Here is a 17,191-nt window from a genome sequence, read left to right as displayed (position 1 = left end):
GCTCAGACCACGACGGCGACGAGCAACGTGGCGAGGGCGAGCTCGATCGCCGTGCCGTACACGTCACCGGTGACCCCGCCGAACCGGCGCACCGTGCGCTGCACGAGCAGCGCCAGCACGACCAGCGTCGCCAGGCAGGCCAGTACGCCGTGCCACCACGGCAGCCCCGCCCAGGCGAAGGCCACACTGACGAGGACCAGGCACAGCGACCAGAGCGTCGCCGTGGCGATCGGGCTCGACACCTCGGCCAGCGGCTGGCCGAGGCCGTCGCGCCGGGCCGGGGGCACCCCGCGGGCGCAGGTCACGGCCAGCGCTCCCCGGGAGACGCAGACCAGCGCGCCCGCCAGGAACGCGCCCCGGATGCTGTGCAGCATCGAGGAGAGCGCGGCGACCTGGAGCCCGGCCACGAGCACCGTGGCCAGCACGCCGGCCGGGCCGGAGGTGCCGGACTTCATCACCTCCAACGACCTGTGCGCGTCGTAGGAGGCGCTCAGGCCGTCGACGGTGTCGGAGAGACCGTCCCAGTGCATGGCCCGGGTACCGAGCGCCAGCAGTCCCACGACCAGCACGGCCAGCACCAGCGGCGGCGTCTCTGCGGCGACTCCGAGAGCTCCGACCAGGACGACGCCCAGAGCCAGCGGGAGCACGGCGAGCGGCGCGACCAGGACCGCGACCCGGGCCGTCGAGCGGTCGACCCGTCGCGGTGGCGGAACGGGCAGTGCGGTCAGGGTGCCGACCGCGAGCAGCCAGCCGTCGCGCATCAGGGCGCGATGTCGTCGAGCAGCGCCACGTCTCGCAGGAGGGCCACGGCGCTGCGCAGCACCGGGACCGCGGCGACGGCGCCGCTGCCCTCGCCGAGGCGCATGCCCAGGTCGAGGATCGGCTCCAGGCCCATCTTGGCCAGCGCCAGCTCTTGGGCGGGCTCGGTGGAGCGGTGGCCCGCCTGGAACCAGGCCGCCGCGCCGGGCGACATCACGTCCGCCACCAGGGCGCAGGCCACGGACATCAGGCCGTCCAGCAGCACCGGCACCCCCACCTCGGCCGCGGTGAGCAGGTAGCCGGTGGTGGCGGCCAGGTCGGCGCTGCCCAGGGCGGTCAGCACCTGCACCGGGTCCTGGGTCCGTTCGCCGGCGCGGGTGAGCGCCTGCTGGACGAGCCGCTCCTTGCGGGACAGCGTGAGGTCGTCGACGCCGGTGCCGCGGCCCACCACCTCGGAGGCGGGCAGGCCCAGCACGGCCGCGACCATCGCGGCGGCGGGGGTGGTGTTGCCGATGCCCATGTCGCCGCTCATCAGCAGCGGGGCGCCGGCGCCGATCTCCTCCATGGCCACCGCCCGACCGGCGGACAGGGCACGCTGGGTCTCGTAGTCGCTGAGCGCGTCCTCGAGGTGGATCGCCCCGCTGCTGCGGCGGACCTTCCGGGCCTGCACGGGCGCGGGCACGCCGTCGAGGTCGTCGTCCACGGAGATGTCCAGCACCCGCACCCGGACGTCGTGGGCGCGAGCCAGGGCGTTGACGCCGGCGGTGCCGGCGACGAAGCCGCGGACCATCGCGGCGGTGATCTCCGGCGGGAAGGCGGAGACCCCGTGCCGGGCGATGCCGTGGTCGCCGGCGAAGATCACCAGGTGGGCCTGGGTCAGCGCGGGCGGCGGGACCTGGCCCTGGGTCGCGGCGAACCAGGTGGCCAGCTCGCCGAGTCGGCCGAGGGCTCCGGGCGGGGTGGCCAGCGCGGAGAGCCGCGACGCGGCCTGCTGGAGGACTGCGGGGTCCGGCGGGGGGAGGGAAGACACCGGTCAAGGGTAGGTCCCTTCCCTCCCTCCACGCTCAGGCGGTCGGAGCCGCGGAATCCACTCCGTGCTGCAGAGCCTCCAGCAGCGCGCTGATGAAGGCCGGGATGTCGTCGGGGTTGCGGCTGGTGATCAGGTTGCCGTCCACGACGTTCTTCTCGTCCACCCACTCGCCGCCGGCGTTGCGGATGTCGGTCTGCAGGCTGGGCCACGAGGTGAGGGTGCGGCCGCGGAGGACGTCGGCCTCCACCAGCGTCCACGGGGCGTGGCAGATCGCCGCCACCGGCTTGCCCGAGGCCACGAACGCCTTGACGAAGGCGACCGCCTGCTCGTCCATCCGCAGGGCGTCGGGGTTCGCCACGCCACCGGGCAGGACCAGCGCGTCGTAGGAGTCCACGTCGGCGTCGGCGACGACCTCGTCCACCGGACGGGTCTCGGCCTTGTCCAGGTGGTCGAAGGTCTGCACCTCGCCGGTCTCGGTGGAGATCAGCACCGGCGTGTGGCCGGCGTCGCGCACCGCGTCCCAGGGGTCGACCAGCTCGACCCGCTCGATGCCCTCGGTGGCCATCAGGAAGGCGACGCGCTTGGGGTTCTTGCCGTGCTCGTCCAGAAGTTCGGACACGAGTGTTCCTTTCCTCGGGGAAGTGCTTCCGCCCGGACCGGAGCCGGGCGCTCGGGTTCCGTACCCGGGCGCCTGCGAGCCATGCCAGGACAGGCTCTCCTGCGTGAGGCAACAGACACCTGACACAGGCGCGGAACTGCAGACGCGGGGGGCCGGAAGGAGGAATGTGAGTCCTGCAAGCAAGTGCTCCGGTGGAGGGCACAGGGTCCTCCGACACGCCGGCCGCACCTCGTCCGGAGGCACGTCATGAGCGCCAGCAACGTCACCCGAGAGGCCCACACCCACCACGCTTTCAGCGAGATCGTCGCCCACATGATCGGGCACGAGAGCGCCGCAGAAGCCCAGCCCCGCCGCCACCCCGTCGGCGTGGCCGTCACCGCAGGCCTGCTCCGGCTCTCCCTGGGCTGGGTCTTCCTCTGGGCCTTCCTGGACAAGCTGCTCGGTCTCGGGTTCGCGACCCCCGCCGAGCGCGCCTGGGTCGAGGGCGGCAGCCCCACGACCGGCTTCCTCGCCGGTGCGGAGGGCACCTTCTCCGGCCTCTTCAACTCGATGTCCGGCCACGCCTGGGCGGACTGGCTCTTCATGACCGGTCTCCTCGGCATCGGCCTCTCGCTGATGCTCGGAGTCTTCACCCGGCTGGCCGCGGCCTCCGGCGCCGTCCTGATGGTGCTGATGTGGGCGGCCGCGCTGCCCCTGGACAACAACCCGTTCATGGACGACCACCTGGTCTACGCCGGGGTGCTGGTGCTCCTGGCCCTGCTCGGCGCCGGACGCTACCTCGGCCTCGGCGCCTCCTGGGAGCGCCTGTCGCTGGTGAAGAGGTACGCGTTCCTCAAGTGACCTCTCGCAGCGAGGTGGCGGCCGGCTCCTCGGAGCCGGCCGCTGCTGCGTCCAGGGTGACGACGCGGTCGGCGACCCGGTCCAGCAGCGGCTGGTCGTGGGAGATCGCCAGCACCCCGAGCCCGCGCTCGCGCACCTGGGTCAGCAGGTGCTGCCAGAGCAGCGCCTGGGTCAGCGAGTCCAGGCTGGCGGAGATCTCGTCCGCCAGCACGTACGCCGGCTCCGTCAGCAGTGCCCGGGCCAGGTTGACCCGCTGGAGCTCTCCGCCGCTGATCTCGTGCGGGTGCCGGTCCAGCCAGTGCGGCTCCACCAGGCTGCCGGCCGGTCCGTCCGGGACGCAGGCCAGGACGTCGCCATCGGGCCGGGCCTCCCGGAGCACGTCGCGGACCCGCCACCGGGGGTTCATCGCCCGCTCGGGGTGCTGGAGCACCAGCTGGACCGGCCGCGGCCTGCCGCGGGGCGGCTTCGTGGCCCCGTCGACGCGGACCACGCCACGCTCCGGCCTGCGGTGCTGGGCCAGCAGCGCGGCGAGCGTGGACTTCCCGGTGCCCGAGGCGCCCCACAGGCCGGCCACCTCGCCGGGAGCCACGTGCAGGTCCACTCCCGCCAGCACCCACGGGTCCTGGCGGCGGTGACGGAACCACAGGCCCTCGGCGCTCAGCACGACGTCACCTGGGGGTCCACCGTCTCGGCGTCCACCTCGGGGTGCACGGTCTCGGCGTCCACCTCGGGGTGCACGGTCTCGGCGTCCACCGTGGGGTCCACCGCGAAGTCGTTCTGCGGCAGCGCCCGCCACAGCGCCCGGCTGTAGGGGTGGGTGAGGAGCGCACCGTCTCCCGCGAACGCGGAGGCCGGGGCGTGCTCCACCGTGCGGCCGCGGCGGGCCACCACCACCCGGTCCGCGACCCGGAGGGCGGGGCCGAGCTCGTGGGTGATCAGCAGGACGCCGCTGCCGGCCTGCGCGATCCGGTGCAGGCGGTCCAGCACCGCGGCCACCTGGTCGGGGCCCAGCCCGGGCGTGGGCTCGTCGGCGACCACCAGCGCCGGGTCGCCCATCAGGGCCAGGGCGGTGAGCACCCGGCGTCCCATGCCGCCGGAGAGCTGGTGGGGGTAGAGGCTGAGGACGTCGTCGGCCAGCCCTTGCTCGCGCACCGCCTCCCGCGCCCGGACCCGCGCCTCGCGCCGGCTCGCGCCCAGCAGCCGGGCGCTGCGCTGGGCCTGCGCGCCCACGGTCGCGGAGGGGTCCAGGTGGGTCAGCGACTGGGGGAGCAGTGCGGTCTGCCGACCTGCCAGCGCGCGCCGGGCGGGCAGGTCGACCTCGTCGCCCCGCCACCGAATGCGCCCCTGCTCGTGCGCGTTGGGCGGAAGCAGGCCGAGAACGGCGTGGCCCAGCAGGCTCTTGCCCGCGCCGCTGGCGCCCACCAGGGCCACCACCTCGCCGGCGTGCACGTCCAAGGACATCCCGGCCACGGCGGTGACGACGCGTCGGCGCAGCCCGCGGTCGTACTGCTGGAAGGCGATCACCAGGTCCTCGACCTGGAGGAGCGGCGTCCGGGGGCGGGCAGGGGGCTGTCCCGGAGGGCAGGCCGGCGTCTCCACCGGCGGGGGCAGGGAGAGGGTCACAGGTGAGCGCTCCTCGGGTCGAGCAGCAGGCGCAGGTCCTCGCCGATCCGGTCGATCAGCTTGACCACGAGCAGCAGCCCCACGCCCGGCAGGACGGCCAGCCACCAGTGGCCCGCCGAGAGCGAGCGCATCGACTCGGCGAGCAGGATCCCGACCGCGGGGAGCCCCGGGTCCACGCCCAGGCCCAGGAAGGAGAGGGCCGCCTCGTGCAGGATGGCGTGCGGGAACATCAGCACCACGCCGACGCTCAGGTGCGGCACCAGGTGCGGGGCGACGTGCCGCCGGGCGACGTGCCACGGCCCGTGGCCCAGAGCCCGGGACGTGGCCACGAAGTCGCCGGTCGCGGTCTCCCGGCCCACCGACATCAGCACCCGGGTCAGCCGCGGCCAGTGGGTGAGCCCCACCGCGAGCACGACCGCCTCGGTGCCGCCGCCGAGCGCGAAGGCCAGCAGGATCAGCAGCACCAGGTGCGGCAGCGCCAGAAAGAGGTCGACCAGCCAGGTGACCGCGGCCGCGGCGTACCGGCCTCCGGCGGTGGCGACCAGGGTGAGCGCCAGGGCGATCACCCCCGACAGGGCGGCAGCCAGCGTCCCGACCAGCAGGCTCAGCCTCAGCCCGACCAGGGTCCGTAGCAGCAGGTCGCGCCCGTGCCGGTCGGTGCCGAAGAGGTGGTCGAGCGAGGGGCCCTGGTTGCGCTCGGAGAGGTCGGTGAGCTGGGCCGGTCCCGCGGCCAGGGTGCCGGCCACGACCACCGCCACGACGACGACCAGCGCGACCGCCAGCCCGACCAGGGTGCGGGTACGCCGGTCCGCCCAGCGGGCGGGAAGTCCGGCGAGGAGGCCCGGGGCCCGGTCCTCGTCCCAGGCTGTGCGGGTGTGTGCGGTCATGCCACGGCCTCCCGGGTGCGCGGGGCCGCGGCGCGGTGGGCGAGGTCGCCCAGCGCGTTGCCGACGAAGACCAGCACGGCGGTGAACAGCGCGATGCCCAGGAGCAGGGGCACGTCCTGGCGCAGGGCCGCCGTGGTCGTCGCCTCGCCCAGCCCGGGGTAGGTGAAGACCTGCTCGGCCAGCACGGAGCCGCCGAAGAGCTCCCCGACCGAGGCGAACTGCAGCATCAGTGCCGGTCCGGCGGCGTTGCGTGCGACCCGGTGCAGGACCAGGCCCGGCAGGCGCTCGCCCTGGGCCCGGGCGAAGGCAACGTGGTCGCTGGCCAGCACCTCGATCGTGGCCTGCCGGGTGTGCAGCAGGACCGGCGAGATGCCGACGACGCTGAGCGTGAGGGCGGGCAGCAGCAGGTGGTGCAGCTGGTCGAGCAGGGAGGCCTCGCCCGGCAGGGTGCCGATGGGCGCGGCGCAGCAGACCGGCGTCCACTGCAGCGAGACCGAGAAGACGTAGAGCAGCAGCAGGCCGACCCAGAACGTCGGGGCCGAGGCGAGGGTGTACGCCCACCAGGTGAGCACCCGGTCGGCGACCCTGCCGCGCAGCGCCCCGGCGAGCAGCCCGAGGGTGAAGCCCAGGACACCTGAGATCAGCCAGGCGAGCGCCATCAGCGAGACGCTGGCGGCGAAGCGCTCCCCGATCACGGTGGTGACCGGCTGGCCGAAGACCTGGGAGGTGCCGAGGTCGCCGGTGAGCACGTTGCCCGCCCACGCGGTGAAGCGCTCCACCGGCGGGTCGTCCAGCCCCCATCGCTCGGCGATCTGGGCCCGCTGCTCGGGGCCGACCGCCGCGCTGTCGGCGCCGACGTACGCCTCGACCGGGTCCACCGGGGAGCCGGCCATCAGGGCGAAGCAGCCGACCGCCACGGCGGCGACCAGGCTGGCCAGTCGCAGGGCGCGTCCGGCGAGGCCTCGGGCTCGTCTCGCCGGGGCGTTCAGCACTCCCACCGCCATCGGCTGATGCCGGCGGTCAGCGGCCACCCGTGCCCGTGCGGCTCGATCCGCTCCGGGCCCAGGTCCAGGCAGTCGTCGACGAAGTAGGTGTGCTCGAGGTTGACCAGCCAGGCCCAGGCGGCGTCCGCGCCGGCGGTGAAGCCGGTGCCGTCGTCGTCCAGCTGGGCCGCGCGCCAGTGCCGGTCGGCCTCGTCCGGGTCGGTGGCGGCCATCGCCGCGTCGAGGTGCCGGTCGACCGCCGGGTTCGCGTAGTAGCCGGGGTTGAACGACTCGGTGCCGGCCATCGAGGAGTGGTAGAGGTTGTACATCTCGGTCGGGTCGTGGCTGCCCCAGCCGAAGAGGACGGCGTCGGTGTGCATCCGCTGGTAGATCTCGTCCCAGCCCAGGCCCTCGGGCCGGATCTCGATGCCTGCGCGGGCCACCATGTCCACCACGTTGAGCGCCAGTCCCTGGCGCAGCGAGTCGTCGGCCGGGTAGAGCAGCGAGAAGGAGGCGGTCGTGCCGTCCTTCTCCCGCACCCCGTCGCCGTCGCTGTCGGTCCAGCCGGCGCGCTCGAGCTCGGCGGTCGCCGCGTCGACGTCGTCGTCGTCGATGCTCGAGCCCGGCTCGTGCCACGGGGCCCCGTCCACGGGACCGGTGGCGGGGGAGCCGAAGCCTTCCAGGACTCCCTCGACCAGAGCCTCGCGGTCCACGGCGAGGTTGACGGCGCGCCGCACCGCGAGGTCGGCGGTCACGTCGTTGCCCACCGGGTGGCCGGCCGGGCTGCGGCGTCCTTCCTCGGGGACCGTGGGGAAGGCGATGCCGCGGTTGTCCAGCGAGGTGACCGCCTGCACGCGCATCCCGGCGATCTCCTGGGTGGCCAGGGTCGAGGGCGCCGCCGCGACGTCCACCTGGCCGGCGCGCGCGGCGGCGAGGCTGGCGTCCTCGTCGGTGAAGACGAAGACCAGCCGCTCGAACGCCGGCTTCTCGCCGTAGTAGTCCTCGTTGCGCTCGACGACCAGCTGTTGCCCCTGCTGCCAGTCGACGAGCGCGAAGGGGCCGGACCCGACGGGGTCCTGGGCGTAGCCGGAGTCGTGGGCGTGCTCGGGGACGATGCCGAGGCTGATCAGCCGGTTCACGAAGGTGCTGCGGGGCTCGGTAAGCCGCAGCTCGACGGTGTCGTCGTCGACCACCACGGCCCGCTCGAGCGCGGTGACGTCGGTCAGCCCGCCCTGCTCGGCGGCGGTGTTGAAGGTGTAGGCCACGTCGCGGGCGGTGACCGGCTCGCCGTCGGTGAAGGAGGCGTCCCGGCGCAGGTCGACGGTCCAGGTCAGCCCGTCGTCGCTGACCTCGTAGGCCGTGGCCAGGTCCAGGCCCACGCCGAGGTCGGGCTCGCGGGTCAGCAGCGTGGACTGGAAGAGCGGAGCGCCGTAGCGGCCCCAGCCCAGCGTGGGGTCGAAGCCCTCCTCGGACTCCCCGCCGATGGCGAGCCGGAGCTCGGACGGCGGTCCGTCGCCGGCGGACGTGGTGCCGCCGGCGCCACAGCCGGCCAGCGCGCAGGCGCTCACGACCGTCAGAAGGGTCGCGAGGCGGGCGCGAGTGGTGGTGCGGCGCATGGAGCCCCCTTGTTGCGAACAATTTGCAACAACAGAGCCTACGGCACGCGACCCGTCTGTACGCCGGGCGGTGCGTCGGAGGTCTCCACGACCGACTGCACGACGAAGAGGGGCAGGCTGCGCACCGCCGCCAGGCTGAGCAGGAACCCGAGCCCGTACAGGCAGACGCCCAGCAGGTTGCCCCCGTGGCAGCGACCAGCCCCGCGAGCACCCGCCCACGGTAACCCCGAGGACCCTGGTCGCCCCCGGGTCGTTCATGCATCCTGACCAGATGCGGGGCAGCGACGCGGAGGTCGGTCACGACGTCCGAAGACAGTCCGCGTCCGTGCTCGACCACTGGTTCTTCGCCTTCTCCGCGGTCGCCGGGTCGTGGTTCTCCTACGTGCTGCTGCGCGACGGTCTGCGCCCCGGGTGGCCGACGCTCCAGCTCGTCGTCTTCTGGGCGTTCTCCGCGTACCTGGTGCTGCCCCGGCTGCACCGGGTCCTCAGCTCGATCTACCTGCCCGGCTACTTCGTGGGACGGACCCGCACCAGCGACGGCCTGCTGGGGGATCCGGTCAACCTCGGGCTCCTGGGACGTGAGGGCCAGGTGCACGCCGCCCTGGGCGCCGCGGGATGGACCAGGGCCGACCCCTTGGACCTGCGCTCCTCGCTCGGGATCGTCCTCGGTGTGCTCCGGAGGCGCAGCTATGCCAGCGCCCCGGTCAGCCCGCTGCGGCTCTTCGACCGGCAGCAGGACTTCGCCTACGAGCAGGAGGTCGAGGACAGCCCGACGAAGCGCCACCACGTGCGGTTCTGGCGCTGTCCCGACGACTGGTTGCTGCCCGGGGGGTACCGGGCCGACTGGCTCGCCGCGGCCACGTTCGACCGCCGGGTCGGCCTCTCGCTCTTCACCGGGCAGCTCACGCATCGCATCGACGCGGACACCGACGTGGAGCGCGACTTCGTGCTCGGGACGGTCCGCCGGGCGGTCCCCTCAGCGAGGCTCTCGGTGATCGAGAACTTCTCCACCGGCTACCACCACCGCAACGGGGGAGGCGACCGGATCCGGACCGACGGGAACCTGCCGATCCTGGACCTGAGCCCCACCGCGGCCGGCCCCGACCCGGTGCCCCAGGCGCCGCAGCGACGGTGCCCCTCGGTGGTGGCGCTCGGCGCCGGGGTCGCCGTGGCCCGGGCCGTGGCCTACGTCGGTGGGGTGGTGTCGGCGGAGTCCGGCGATCCCGACCTCCGGATGGTCTCCCTGTTCCTGGTCGCCGCGGTGGTCGACCTGGTGCTGGCCGTGGGTGTGGTGCACGGCCGGAACTGGGCCCGACTGCTGCTGATGGCCGCCTGCTCGGTGACCGCCGCGAGCGCCATGGCCACCTCGGTCGTCCAGGGACGGTGGCCCGACGACCTGGCCTCCCTGCTCTCCTCGGGCGGCAGCATCCTGGTGGTCCTCGCCCTCTCGGACCGGGCGGCCCGGGACTACGCCCTCGGGGGCTCCTCCCGAGGCGACGGGCAAGCCGGCGGGAGCGTCGGATGAGGCGCCCGGGACGACGGCGCCTGCTCAGGCTCGCCGGCGTGCTGGCCGGGGTCCTGTACTCGGGCTTCGCGCTGGACTGGGTGCTGCGCGGGTTCGAGGGCATGACACACGTGGTGAGCGAGCTCGCCGCCGTGGGCGAGCCGCACGCCGTGCTCCTGCGCTCGGCCGACGGTGCCTGTGCGGTGCTGGTGCTCCTCGTGCTGCCGGAGGCGGGGGCTGCCCTGCCGGAGGGCCGGTGGCGCCGGGGGGTGGTCTGGGGGACGGCGACGTTCGCGCTGGGCGCGGCGGCGGCGGCCGTGGTGACCGCCCCCTGCGGACCGGGCGTGGTCTGCGACGCCCCGGGGCAGCGGCGCCAGGCTGCCGTGCACGACGCGATCACGGTGGCCTCCGACCTGGGGCTCTTCGTGGGGGTGGCAGCCACCTGGGCCGTCACCCGGCGCGAGGGCCCGGCCTGGCTGCACGGGACCGCCGGGTGGGTGCTTGCGGTCCCCGGGGTCGCGGCGAGCGTGGTCTTCGGCGCGGTGACCGCGGCGCACGGGCCTGGCTGGGCGAGCGGGGGCGCCCAGCGCGTGCACATCGTGGGCATCAGCGTCTGGCTCGTCTGCCTGGGACTTTTGGCCGGACGAGAGACCGGTGACCAGGACGTAACGTGGCGCTCACCACACCGTGAGGGGAGGCCGGGATGAGCCCGCACCCTGACGCGCGCAGGCCGCACCCGCTGCGCCCTCCGGCCGACGACCACTGGCCGGACCGGTTCGCGGGCGTGATGTTCGGCTTCGCCACCCTCGCCGCCGTCGTCGCGCTGGTGCCGCCGTGGCACAGCTACTTCGCCCGGTCCGAGGACCCTGTCTCGCTGCTGACCATCCCGGTGGTGCCGAGCCTGGTCTACGCCGCGCTGCTCTTCGTCACCGCCGTCGGGCTGCGCCGGCGGCTCCGGGCCGCCTGGTGGGTCGTGCTCGTCTGGTGGCTCGGCCTGCCGGAGGTCGGCCGGGTCGCGCTGATCGCCCAGGGCGACCACGTGGCGCTCGCCCTCCTCGGGCTGGTGCTGGTCGGGGCGGCGATCGTCCTGGCGCTGCGGGTGCGCTCCCAGTTCGTGGCCCGTCGGGTGCCCGGCAGCCTGGCAGGCGCTGGCGCGATCCTCGTGCTCGGTGGTCTGGCCATGGTGCTGGGCGGCGCCGCGCTGGTCCGCGGGCTGGGCCGCTCGGACAGCTACGCCGACGCGGCGACGTACGTCCTGGACACGATGCTGCTCGACCTTGGCCGCACCGGCCTGGAGACCTCGGCCTGGGCGCCGTGGTGGGTCCGGCTCGGCATCGGCCTGGTGGGGGCCGTGGTCGTGCTCGGCGCGATGACCGTGCTGTTCCGCGCCCCCCGCGACACCCGGACGCTCGGGGTCGCCGACGAGGCGAGGGTCCGGGCGATGCTGCGCGACTTCGGCGAGCACGACTCCCTCGGCTACTTCGCGACCCGGCGCGACAAGGCGGTCGTCTGGGACACCGGGGACCCCGCGACCGCGCGCGCCGGGGTCTCCTACCGCACCGTGGGCTCGGTCAGCCTGGCCAGTGGCAACCCCGTGGGGGACCCGACGTACTGGCCCGAGGCGATCGCGCGGTGGCGTGCGGAGGCCCGGGCGAGCGGCTGGTCGGTGGCGGTGATGGGCGCGGGGCACGAGGGGGCGCTGGCCCACGCGGAGGCCGGACTGACGATGCTGGACCTGGGCGACGAGGCGGTGATCGACCTCGGCTCGTTCTCCCTCAACCACCCCGGCATGAAGGCGGTGCGACAGCCCGTCTCCCGGCTGCACCGACGTGGCTACACCACCCGGGTGGTCCGGCACGCCACGCTGAGCGAGGCGGACTTCACCGAGCTCGGCGCCGCGGCCGCCTCCTGGCGTGGCGACGGTGGCGACGAGCGCGGGTTCTCGATGGCCCTGGGCCGGCTCGGCGACCCCCTCGACGGCGCCTGCGTGCTGGTCCAGGCCCGCGACGCCGAGGGCGCCCTGCGCGGCTTCCTCAGCTTCGTCCCGTGGGGACGGACCGGACTCTCGCTGGATCTGATGCGGCGCGATCCCACGGCCGACAACGGGCTGGTCGAGCTGATGGTGGCCAGCCTGGCCGCGGAGTCGACGACCTTCGGGGTGGGGCCCGTCTCGCTCAACTTCGCCATGTTCCGCGAGGCGTTCGAGCGCGGCGCGGAGATCGGCGCCGGTCCGGTGGCCCGCCTGTGGCGCCAGGCCCTGATGCTGGCGAGCAGGAACTGGCAGCTGGAGTCGCTCTACCGCTCCAACGCGAAGTACCTGCCCGAGTGGCAGCCGCGCTACCTCGGCTACGAGTACGCCTCCGACCTGCCGCGGGTCGGCACCGCGGCCGGCAGCGCCGAGGGCTTCCTCACCGCTCCCTCGATCGCCCGGACGCGTCGGCGCACCGACCACCCCGACGGCCTGGGGACCGGCGGGGCCGAGCACGCGGCCGCCGTCCTCGCGCTGATCCCGCCGGCCCCCGACGTGGTGGCGGAGGCGGTCTCGCCCGACCACCTGCCGGAGCAGATGCGGGTGCGCCGGGAGAAGCTGGACCGGATCCGGGAGATCGGGATCGACCCCTACCCGGTGACGGCGCCGCGGACCCACACCCTGGCTGAGGTCCGCGGCCTGGTGGACGAGGATCTCGCGGCGGGGACCGAGACCGGGATCGAGGTCTCGGTGGCGGGGCGGGTGATGCTCAAGCGCGACCTGGGCCACCTCGGCTTCGCCACCCTGCGCGACGGGAGCGGCGACCTCCAGGTGATGGTCGACGCCCAGCGGCTGCCTGCCCCGGACCTGGCGTTCTGGGAGCACACCATCGACCTGGGCGACCACGTGAGCGTCACCGGCGAGGTGGTGACCACCCGGCGTGGCGAGCTCACCGTGCGCGCCCGGTCGGTGCTGCTGACCAGCAAGGCGCTGCGTCCCCTGCCCGACAAGCACCGGGGGCTCACCGATCCCGACGCCCGGGTTCGCCGGCGCTACGTGGACCTGATCGTGCGCCCCGAGTCGCGCACCACCGCCTACCAGCGGGCCACCGTGGTCCGCAGCATCCGCGACTCGCTCCAGGCGCGGGGGTTCACCGAGGTCGAGACGCCGGTCCTGCAGACCGTCCACGGAGGTGCGAACGCGCGGCCGTTCGAGACCCACATCAACGCCTACGACCTGGACCTCTACCTGCGCATCGCCACCGAGCTGCACCTCAAGCGGCTGGTCGTCGGCGGCATGGAGAAGGTCTTCGAGGTGGGACGCCAGTTCCGCAACGAGGGCGCCGACTTCAAGCACAACCCCGAGTTCACCTCCCTGGAGGTCTACGAGACGTACGGCGACTACGACTCGATGCGGCGCCTCACCCAGGCGCTGATCCAGGAGGCCGCGACCGCGGTCTACGGCTCGCCGGTGGCGCGGCGCACCGACGCCGACGGCCACGTGCGGGAGTACGACCTGTCGGGGGAGTGGCCGGTGCGGACCGTCTGCGAGGCGGTCTCCGCGGCCGTGGGCGAGGAGATCACCCCCGACACCCCGCTGATGACCCTGATCAGGCACGCCGAGCGGATCGGGCTCGAGCTCGACCTGGACGCCTCTTGGGGGTTCGTCCTGGAGGAGATCTACTCCGAGCTCTGCGAGGGCCGGACCACGACGCCGGTCTTCTACACCGACTTCCCCAAGGAGAACGCCCCGCTGACCCGGACGCACCGGCGCGACCCGCGGCTCAGCGAGAAGTGGGACCTGGTGCTCTTCGGGGCGGAGCAGGGCACGGCGTACTCCGAGCTGATCGACCCGGTCGACCAGCGCCGACGCCTGGTGGCGCAGTCCCTGCTGGCGGCCGCCGGCGACGCCGAGGCGATGCAGGTCGACGAGGACTTCCTCCAGGCCCTGGAGTACGGCATGCCGCCCACCGGCGGCATGGGTCTGGGCGTCGACCGGCTGGTGATGAACCTGACCGGCCTCAGCATCCGGGACACGATCCTGTTCCCCCTGGTCAAGCCGCAGCAGTGACGCGATGACCATCCCGCCCTCGCAGACCGCAGCGCCCGCCCCGGATGCCCAGAAGGTCTCCGTCCTCACCCTCGCCGGGATGGTCGTCGGCTCGGTGGTCGGTGGCGGGGTGTTCACCCTGCCCGCCAACCTCGCCGGTGCTGCCGGCGTCTGGGGGACCGTGCTCGCCTGGACGATCGCCGGCGCGGGCATGCTCACACTGGCCCTGGTCTTCCAGTCCCTGGCCATCCGCCGACCCGACCTCGACGACGGCATCTACGTCTACGCCCAGGACGGCCTGGGCCGGTACGCCGGCTTCAACGCCGCGTGGGGCTACTGGGCGAGCAACGTCGTGACCAACGTCTTCTTCCTCACCTTCGCCATGACCACTCTGGGCACCTTCTTCCCGGGACTGGGGCAGGGCAACACGGTGCTCGCGGTGCTGATCAGCTCGGTGGTGGTGTGGGTGCTGCACGCGCTGATCGCCCGCGGGATCCGTCAGGCGGTGGTGGTCAACCGGATCGTGACCACGGCCAAGCTGGTGCCGATCCTGGTCTTCGTCGCGATCACGGCGGTGGCCTTCGATCCGGGGGTCTTCGCCGACAACCTCTGGGACGAGGACGAGGGGCACAGCCTGTGGGCGCTCATGGACCAGGCGAAGGACTCGATGCTGGTCGTCGTCTTCGTGTTCATCGGGATCGAGGGAGCCAGCGTCTACTCGCGGATGGCGCGGCGCCGCGAGGACGTCGGGCGGGCGACGTTGCTGGGCTTCTTCAGCACGCTGGCCCTGTTCGTCTCGGTCACCATGGTCTCCTACGGCGTGCTGCCCCAGCACGAGCTGGCCGAGGCGCGGCAGCCCTCGATGGGAGCGGTCCTCGAGTCGGTGGTGGGGGAGTGGGGCGCCAACCTGATCGCCGTCGGGGTGGTGGTCTCGGTCTTCGGCGCGTACCTGGCCTGGACGCTGGTGAGCGCGGAGATGCTCTTCAGCCCGGCCCGCACCGAGGTGATGCCCCGCGCCCTGGCCCGGGAGAACCGGCACGGGACGCCGGGCAACGCCCTGCTGACCACCAACGTCTCCGTCCAGCTCTTCCTGGTCGTGGTGCTCTTCGTCGACGACGCGCTGGACCTCACCCTCAAGCTGGCGACCAGCCTGATCCTGGTGCCGTACTTCCTGGTCGCCGCCTACGCGTTGAAGCTGGCCGTCACCGGCGAGACCTACGGGCCGCGCGACGCGGGGCTGCGCCGCCGGGAGCTGGTCGTCTCCGTGCTGGCCGTCGGGTTCGCGATCTTCATGCTGTACGCCGCCGGCCCGGCGTACCTGGTCCTCAACTGCCTGATCTACGCCCCCGGGACGCTGCTGTACCGCCGGGCGCGCAGGGAGCGGGGAGAGCCCGTCTTCACCCGGCCCGAGCTGGTGGGCTGCCTGGCGCTGTGGGGCAGCGCAGCCATCGGCGTGGTCGCCCTGGCGGCCGGCTGGGTGGGGTGACGGGCCTCCCCGGGCGCGTCAGGCGCCGGGGAGCAGCCCGGGCAGCCGGACCGGGGGCAGGCTCAGGACGCCGGCGTACGGCGTCCCCCACAGCGCGCCGAGCTCGGGCAGGAGGCGCCGCCACAGCGCCGGTCCCTCGCCCACCGAGAGGCCGGGGAGCGGGGTGCGCGTGATGCCCGAGCCGCCCCAGACGGTCGCCTCGACCGCCTCCGAGCTCTCCCGGGGGAACAGCCCCTGCAGCGGACGGTGCCGCGGGATGCCGCGCACCTCGACCTTGCGCCGCTCGACCCGGGCCAGCCGGCAGGCCTCCTCGACCGCCTGGTCCAGGCCGCCGAGGGTGTCGACCAGGCCGTGCCGGTGCGCGTCGGCGCCCGACCAGACGCGGCCCTTGGCCAGGGTGCGCAGCTCCTCGACGTCCATCCCGCGGTCGGCGGCGGCCTTGGCCGTGAAGTCGGCGTAGACGTCGTCGAGCCAGGCGTCGAGCACGGCCCACTCGTCCTCGTCGAACGGGAGGTTGGAGGAGAACATCGCGGCCCGCGGGGCGCCGGCGAGGGTCTCCCGGACGATGCCGAGCCGGGAGAGACCGTCGCGGAGCACGTTCTTGCCGGCCAGCACGCCGATCGAGCCGGTGATCGTGCCGGGGCTCGCCAGGACCGTGTCGCACGGCATGGCGATGAAGTAGCCGCCCGAGGCCGCCACCGAAGCCATCGAGGCGACCACCGGGGTGCCGGACTCCCGGAGCACCTGGATCTCGCGCCGGATCACGTCCGAGGCGATGTAGGAGCCACCGGGGGAGTCGATCCGCAGCACCACGGCCCGGACGTGCTCGTCCCGGCCGGCGGCGCGCAGCGCGGCGGTGAGGGTGTCGGAGCCGACCGAGCTGCCGGAGAGCGGCGAGCCGCCGTCGCCGCGTCCCAGGGTGATCGGGCCCGTGGCCTGGATCAGCCCGATCACCGGCTTGTGCCCCGGCAGCCGACTCATCGGCCCGAGGAGCGCGTCGAACCGGCCGGTGCCGTGCCGCTCGACGTAGCGCAGGGTGGGCTCGGTCGACCCGGCCCGGTTGCGCATCACGCCGTACGCCTGGTCCCGGTAGCCGAGGACGTCGACCAGGCCGCGCTCGTGCGCGTCCGCGGCACGCAGCGGAGCGTCGGCGAGCACGGCCCGGACCTCCTCCTCCGTCAGGCCGCGGTCGGCGGCCACGTCGGCGACCAGGGTCTCGGTGGTCGACTCGATCAGCCGAGTGAGCATCTCCCGGTGCGGCTCGGACATCTCCTCCCGCATGAACAGGTCGGCCGCGGTCTTGTACTCGTACCGCTGGGAGAGCTGGGGCTGGATCCCGAGCTTGTCCAGCGCGCCGCGCAGGAAGGTCGCCTCGCCGGCGAAGCCGACCAGGCCGACGGCGCCGCTGGGCTGCAGCCAGACCTCCTCGAAGGCGGCGGCGAGGTGGTAGCCGGTGTTGCCGGGGCCGAGCTCGCCGAACGACGGGCTCCAGGCGAGCGTCGCCTTCCCGGCGCCGCGGAAGGCGGCTACCGCCGAGCGCAGCTCGGCCGACTGGGCCATCGTGAGCGGCGTCTCGCCGACGGTGGCGATCAGCCCGACCACGTCCGGGTCCGCCGCGGCCTTGCCCAGCTGCTCGACGAGCGAACGCAGCAGGGGGGTGTGCAGGGATCGCAACGCCTCCAGCGGGCTGCCCGGCGGGCTCTCCGCCACGCCGCGGCCCAGGTCGAGCTCGAGCAGGACCTTCTCGCGGGCGCCGCCGCCCAGCGGGGTGCGGCGCAGGACGGGGAGCAGGGCGGCGGGGGTGGGAAGCCTCATGACGCGAGCGT

General features: G+C 74.0%; 14 protein-coding genes. 5 read left to right on the top strand and 9 right to left on the bottom strand.

The features are described 5' to 3' along the window. Positions 1-2: 2 nt before the first annotated feature. Genes H8838_RS11445 through H8838_RS11435 form a run of 3 tightly spaced genes read right to left on the bottom strand, consistent with a single transcriptional unit; the run spans position 3 to position 2,408 of the window. A complete protein-coding gene (locus H8838_RS11445; RefSeq protein ID WP_185996277.1) occupies positions 3-761 on the bottom strand; it encodes an adenosylcobinamide-GDP ribazoletransferase in 759 nt (252 codons plus the stop codon). Then, positions 761-1,789, bottom strand: coding sequence for a nicotinate-nucleotide--dimethylbenzimidazole phosphoribosyltransferase (gene cobT / locus H8838_RS11440; protein ID WP_185996276.1), 1,029 nt, complete (start codon positions 1,787-1,789; stop codon positions 761-763). The genes H8838_RS11445 and cobT overlap by 1 nt, the downstream gene beginning before the upstream one ends. A gap of 34 nt (positions 1,790-1,823) precedes the next feature. Then, a complete protein-coding gene (locus tag H8838_RS11435; protein ID WP_224766085.1) occupies positions 1,824-2,408 on the bottom strand; it encodes a type 1 glutamine amidotransferase domain-containing protein in 585 nt (194 codons plus the stop codon). Positions 2,409-2,654: 246 nt separating this feature from the next. Between H8838_RS11435 and H8838_RS11430 the strand changes: the two genes are divergently transcribed. Further along, on the top strand, positions 2,655-3,248 hold the full coding sequence (locus H8838_RS11430) for a DoxX family membrane protein (protein WP_219924136.1): 594 nt from the start codon (positions 2,655-2,657) through the stop codon (positions 3,246-3,248). On the opposite strand, the gene H8838_RS11425 is transcribed toward H8838_RS11430, so the two are convergent. Genes H8838_RS11425 through H8838_RS11405 form a run of 5 tightly spaced genes read right to left on the bottom strand, consistent with a single transcriptional unit; the run spans position 3,241 to position 8,357 of the window. Then, positions 3,241-3,912, bottom strand: a complete 672-nt coding sequence (locus H8838_RS11425; protein WP_185996275.1) for an ABC transporter ATP-binding protein — start codon at positions 3,910-3,912, stop codon at positions 3,241-3,243. The genes H8838_RS11430 and H8838_RS11425 overlap by 8 nt on opposite strands. Further along, positions 3,906-4,871 carry an ATP-binding cassette domain-containing protein gene (locus H8838_RS11420; protein WP_224766084.1) on the bottom strand — a complete coding sequence of 322 codons (966 nt, stop codon included), beginning with the start codon at positions 4,869-4,871 and terminating at the stop codon, positions 3,906-3,908. The genes H8838_RS11425 and H8838_RS11420 overlap by 7 nt, the downstream gene beginning before the upstream one ends. After that, positions 4,868-5,758 (bottom strand): ABC transporter permease, encoded by an 891-nt coding sequence (locus tag H8838_RS11415; protein WP_185996274.1) that lies wholly within the window; start codon positions 5,756-5,758, stop codon positions 4,868-4,870. The genes H8838_RS11420 and H8838_RS11415 overlap by 4 nt, the downstream gene beginning before the upstream one ends. Beyond that, positions 5,755-6,756, bottom strand: coding sequence for an ABC transporter permease (locus H8838_RS11410; protein WP_224766083.1), 1,002 nt, complete (start codon positions 6,754-6,756; stop codon positions 5,755-5,757). Before H8838_RS11410 ends, H8838_RS11415 begins: the two co-directional genes overlap by 4 nt. Next, a complete protein-coding gene (locus tag H8838_RS11405) occupies positions 6,744-8,357 on the bottom strand; it encodes an ABC transporter substrate-binding protein (RefSeq protein ID WP_185996272.1) in 1,614 nt (537 codons plus the stop codon). The genes H8838_RS11410 and H8838_RS11405 overlap by 13 nt, the downstream gene beginning before the upstream one ends. 271 nt (positions 8,358-8,628) lie before the next feature. Between H8838_RS11405 and H8838_RS11400 the strand changes: the two genes are divergently transcribed. From H8838_RS11400 to H8838_RS11385, 4 genes are read left to right on the top strand one after another with little or no spacing between them, the layout of a single operon-like run. Next, on the top strand, positions 8,629-9,882 hold the full coding sequence (locus tag H8838_RS11400; RefSeq protein WP_185996271.1) for an LssY C-terminal domain-containing protein: 1,254 nt from the start codon (positions 8,629-8,631) through the stop codon (positions 9,880-9,882). After that, a complete protein-coding gene (locus tag H8838_RS11395; RefSeq protein ID WP_185996270.1) occupies positions 9,879-10,568 on the top strand; it encodes a DUF998 domain-containing protein in 690 nt (229 codons plus the stop codon). Before H8838_RS11400 ends, H8838_RS11395 begins: the two co-directional genes overlap by 4 nt. Then, positions 10,565-13,900 (top strand): bifunctional lysylphosphatidylglycerol synthetase/lysine--tRNA ligase LysX, encoded by a 3,336-nt coding sequence (lysX, locus tag H8838_RS11390; protein ID WP_185996269.1) that lies wholly within the window; start codon positions 10,565-10,567, stop codon positions 13,898-13,900. The genes H8838_RS11395 and lysX overlap by 4 nt, the downstream gene beginning before the upstream one ends. A 4-nt stretch (positions 13,901-13,904) precedes the next feature. Next, a complete protein-coding gene (locus H8838_RS11385; RefSeq protein WP_185996268.1) occupies positions 13,905-15,365 on the top strand; it encodes a basic amino acid/polyamine antiporter in 1,461 nt (486 codons plus the stop codon). A gap of 18 nt (positions 15,366-15,383) precedes the next feature. Here H8838_RS11385 and H8838_RS11380 read toward each other — a convergent pair whose 3' ends face one another. Beyond that, on the bottom strand, positions 15,384-17,180 hold the full coding sequence (locus H8838_RS11380; protein ID WP_185996267.1) for a S49 family peptidase: 1,797 nt from the start codon (positions 17,178-17,180) through the stop codon (positions 15,384-15,386). Between the last annotated feature and the right edge of the window lie 11 nt (positions 17,181-17,191).

This window comes from Nocardioides campestrisoli (assembly GCF_013624435.2).
Taxonomy (GTDB): Bacteria; Actinomycetota; Actinomycetes; order Propionibacteriales; family Nocardioidaceae; genus Nocardioides; species Nocardioides campestrisoli.
The sequence above is the reverse complement of the archived record's forward strand: the minus strand, read 5'-3'. Positions and strand labels throughout refer to the sequence as shown.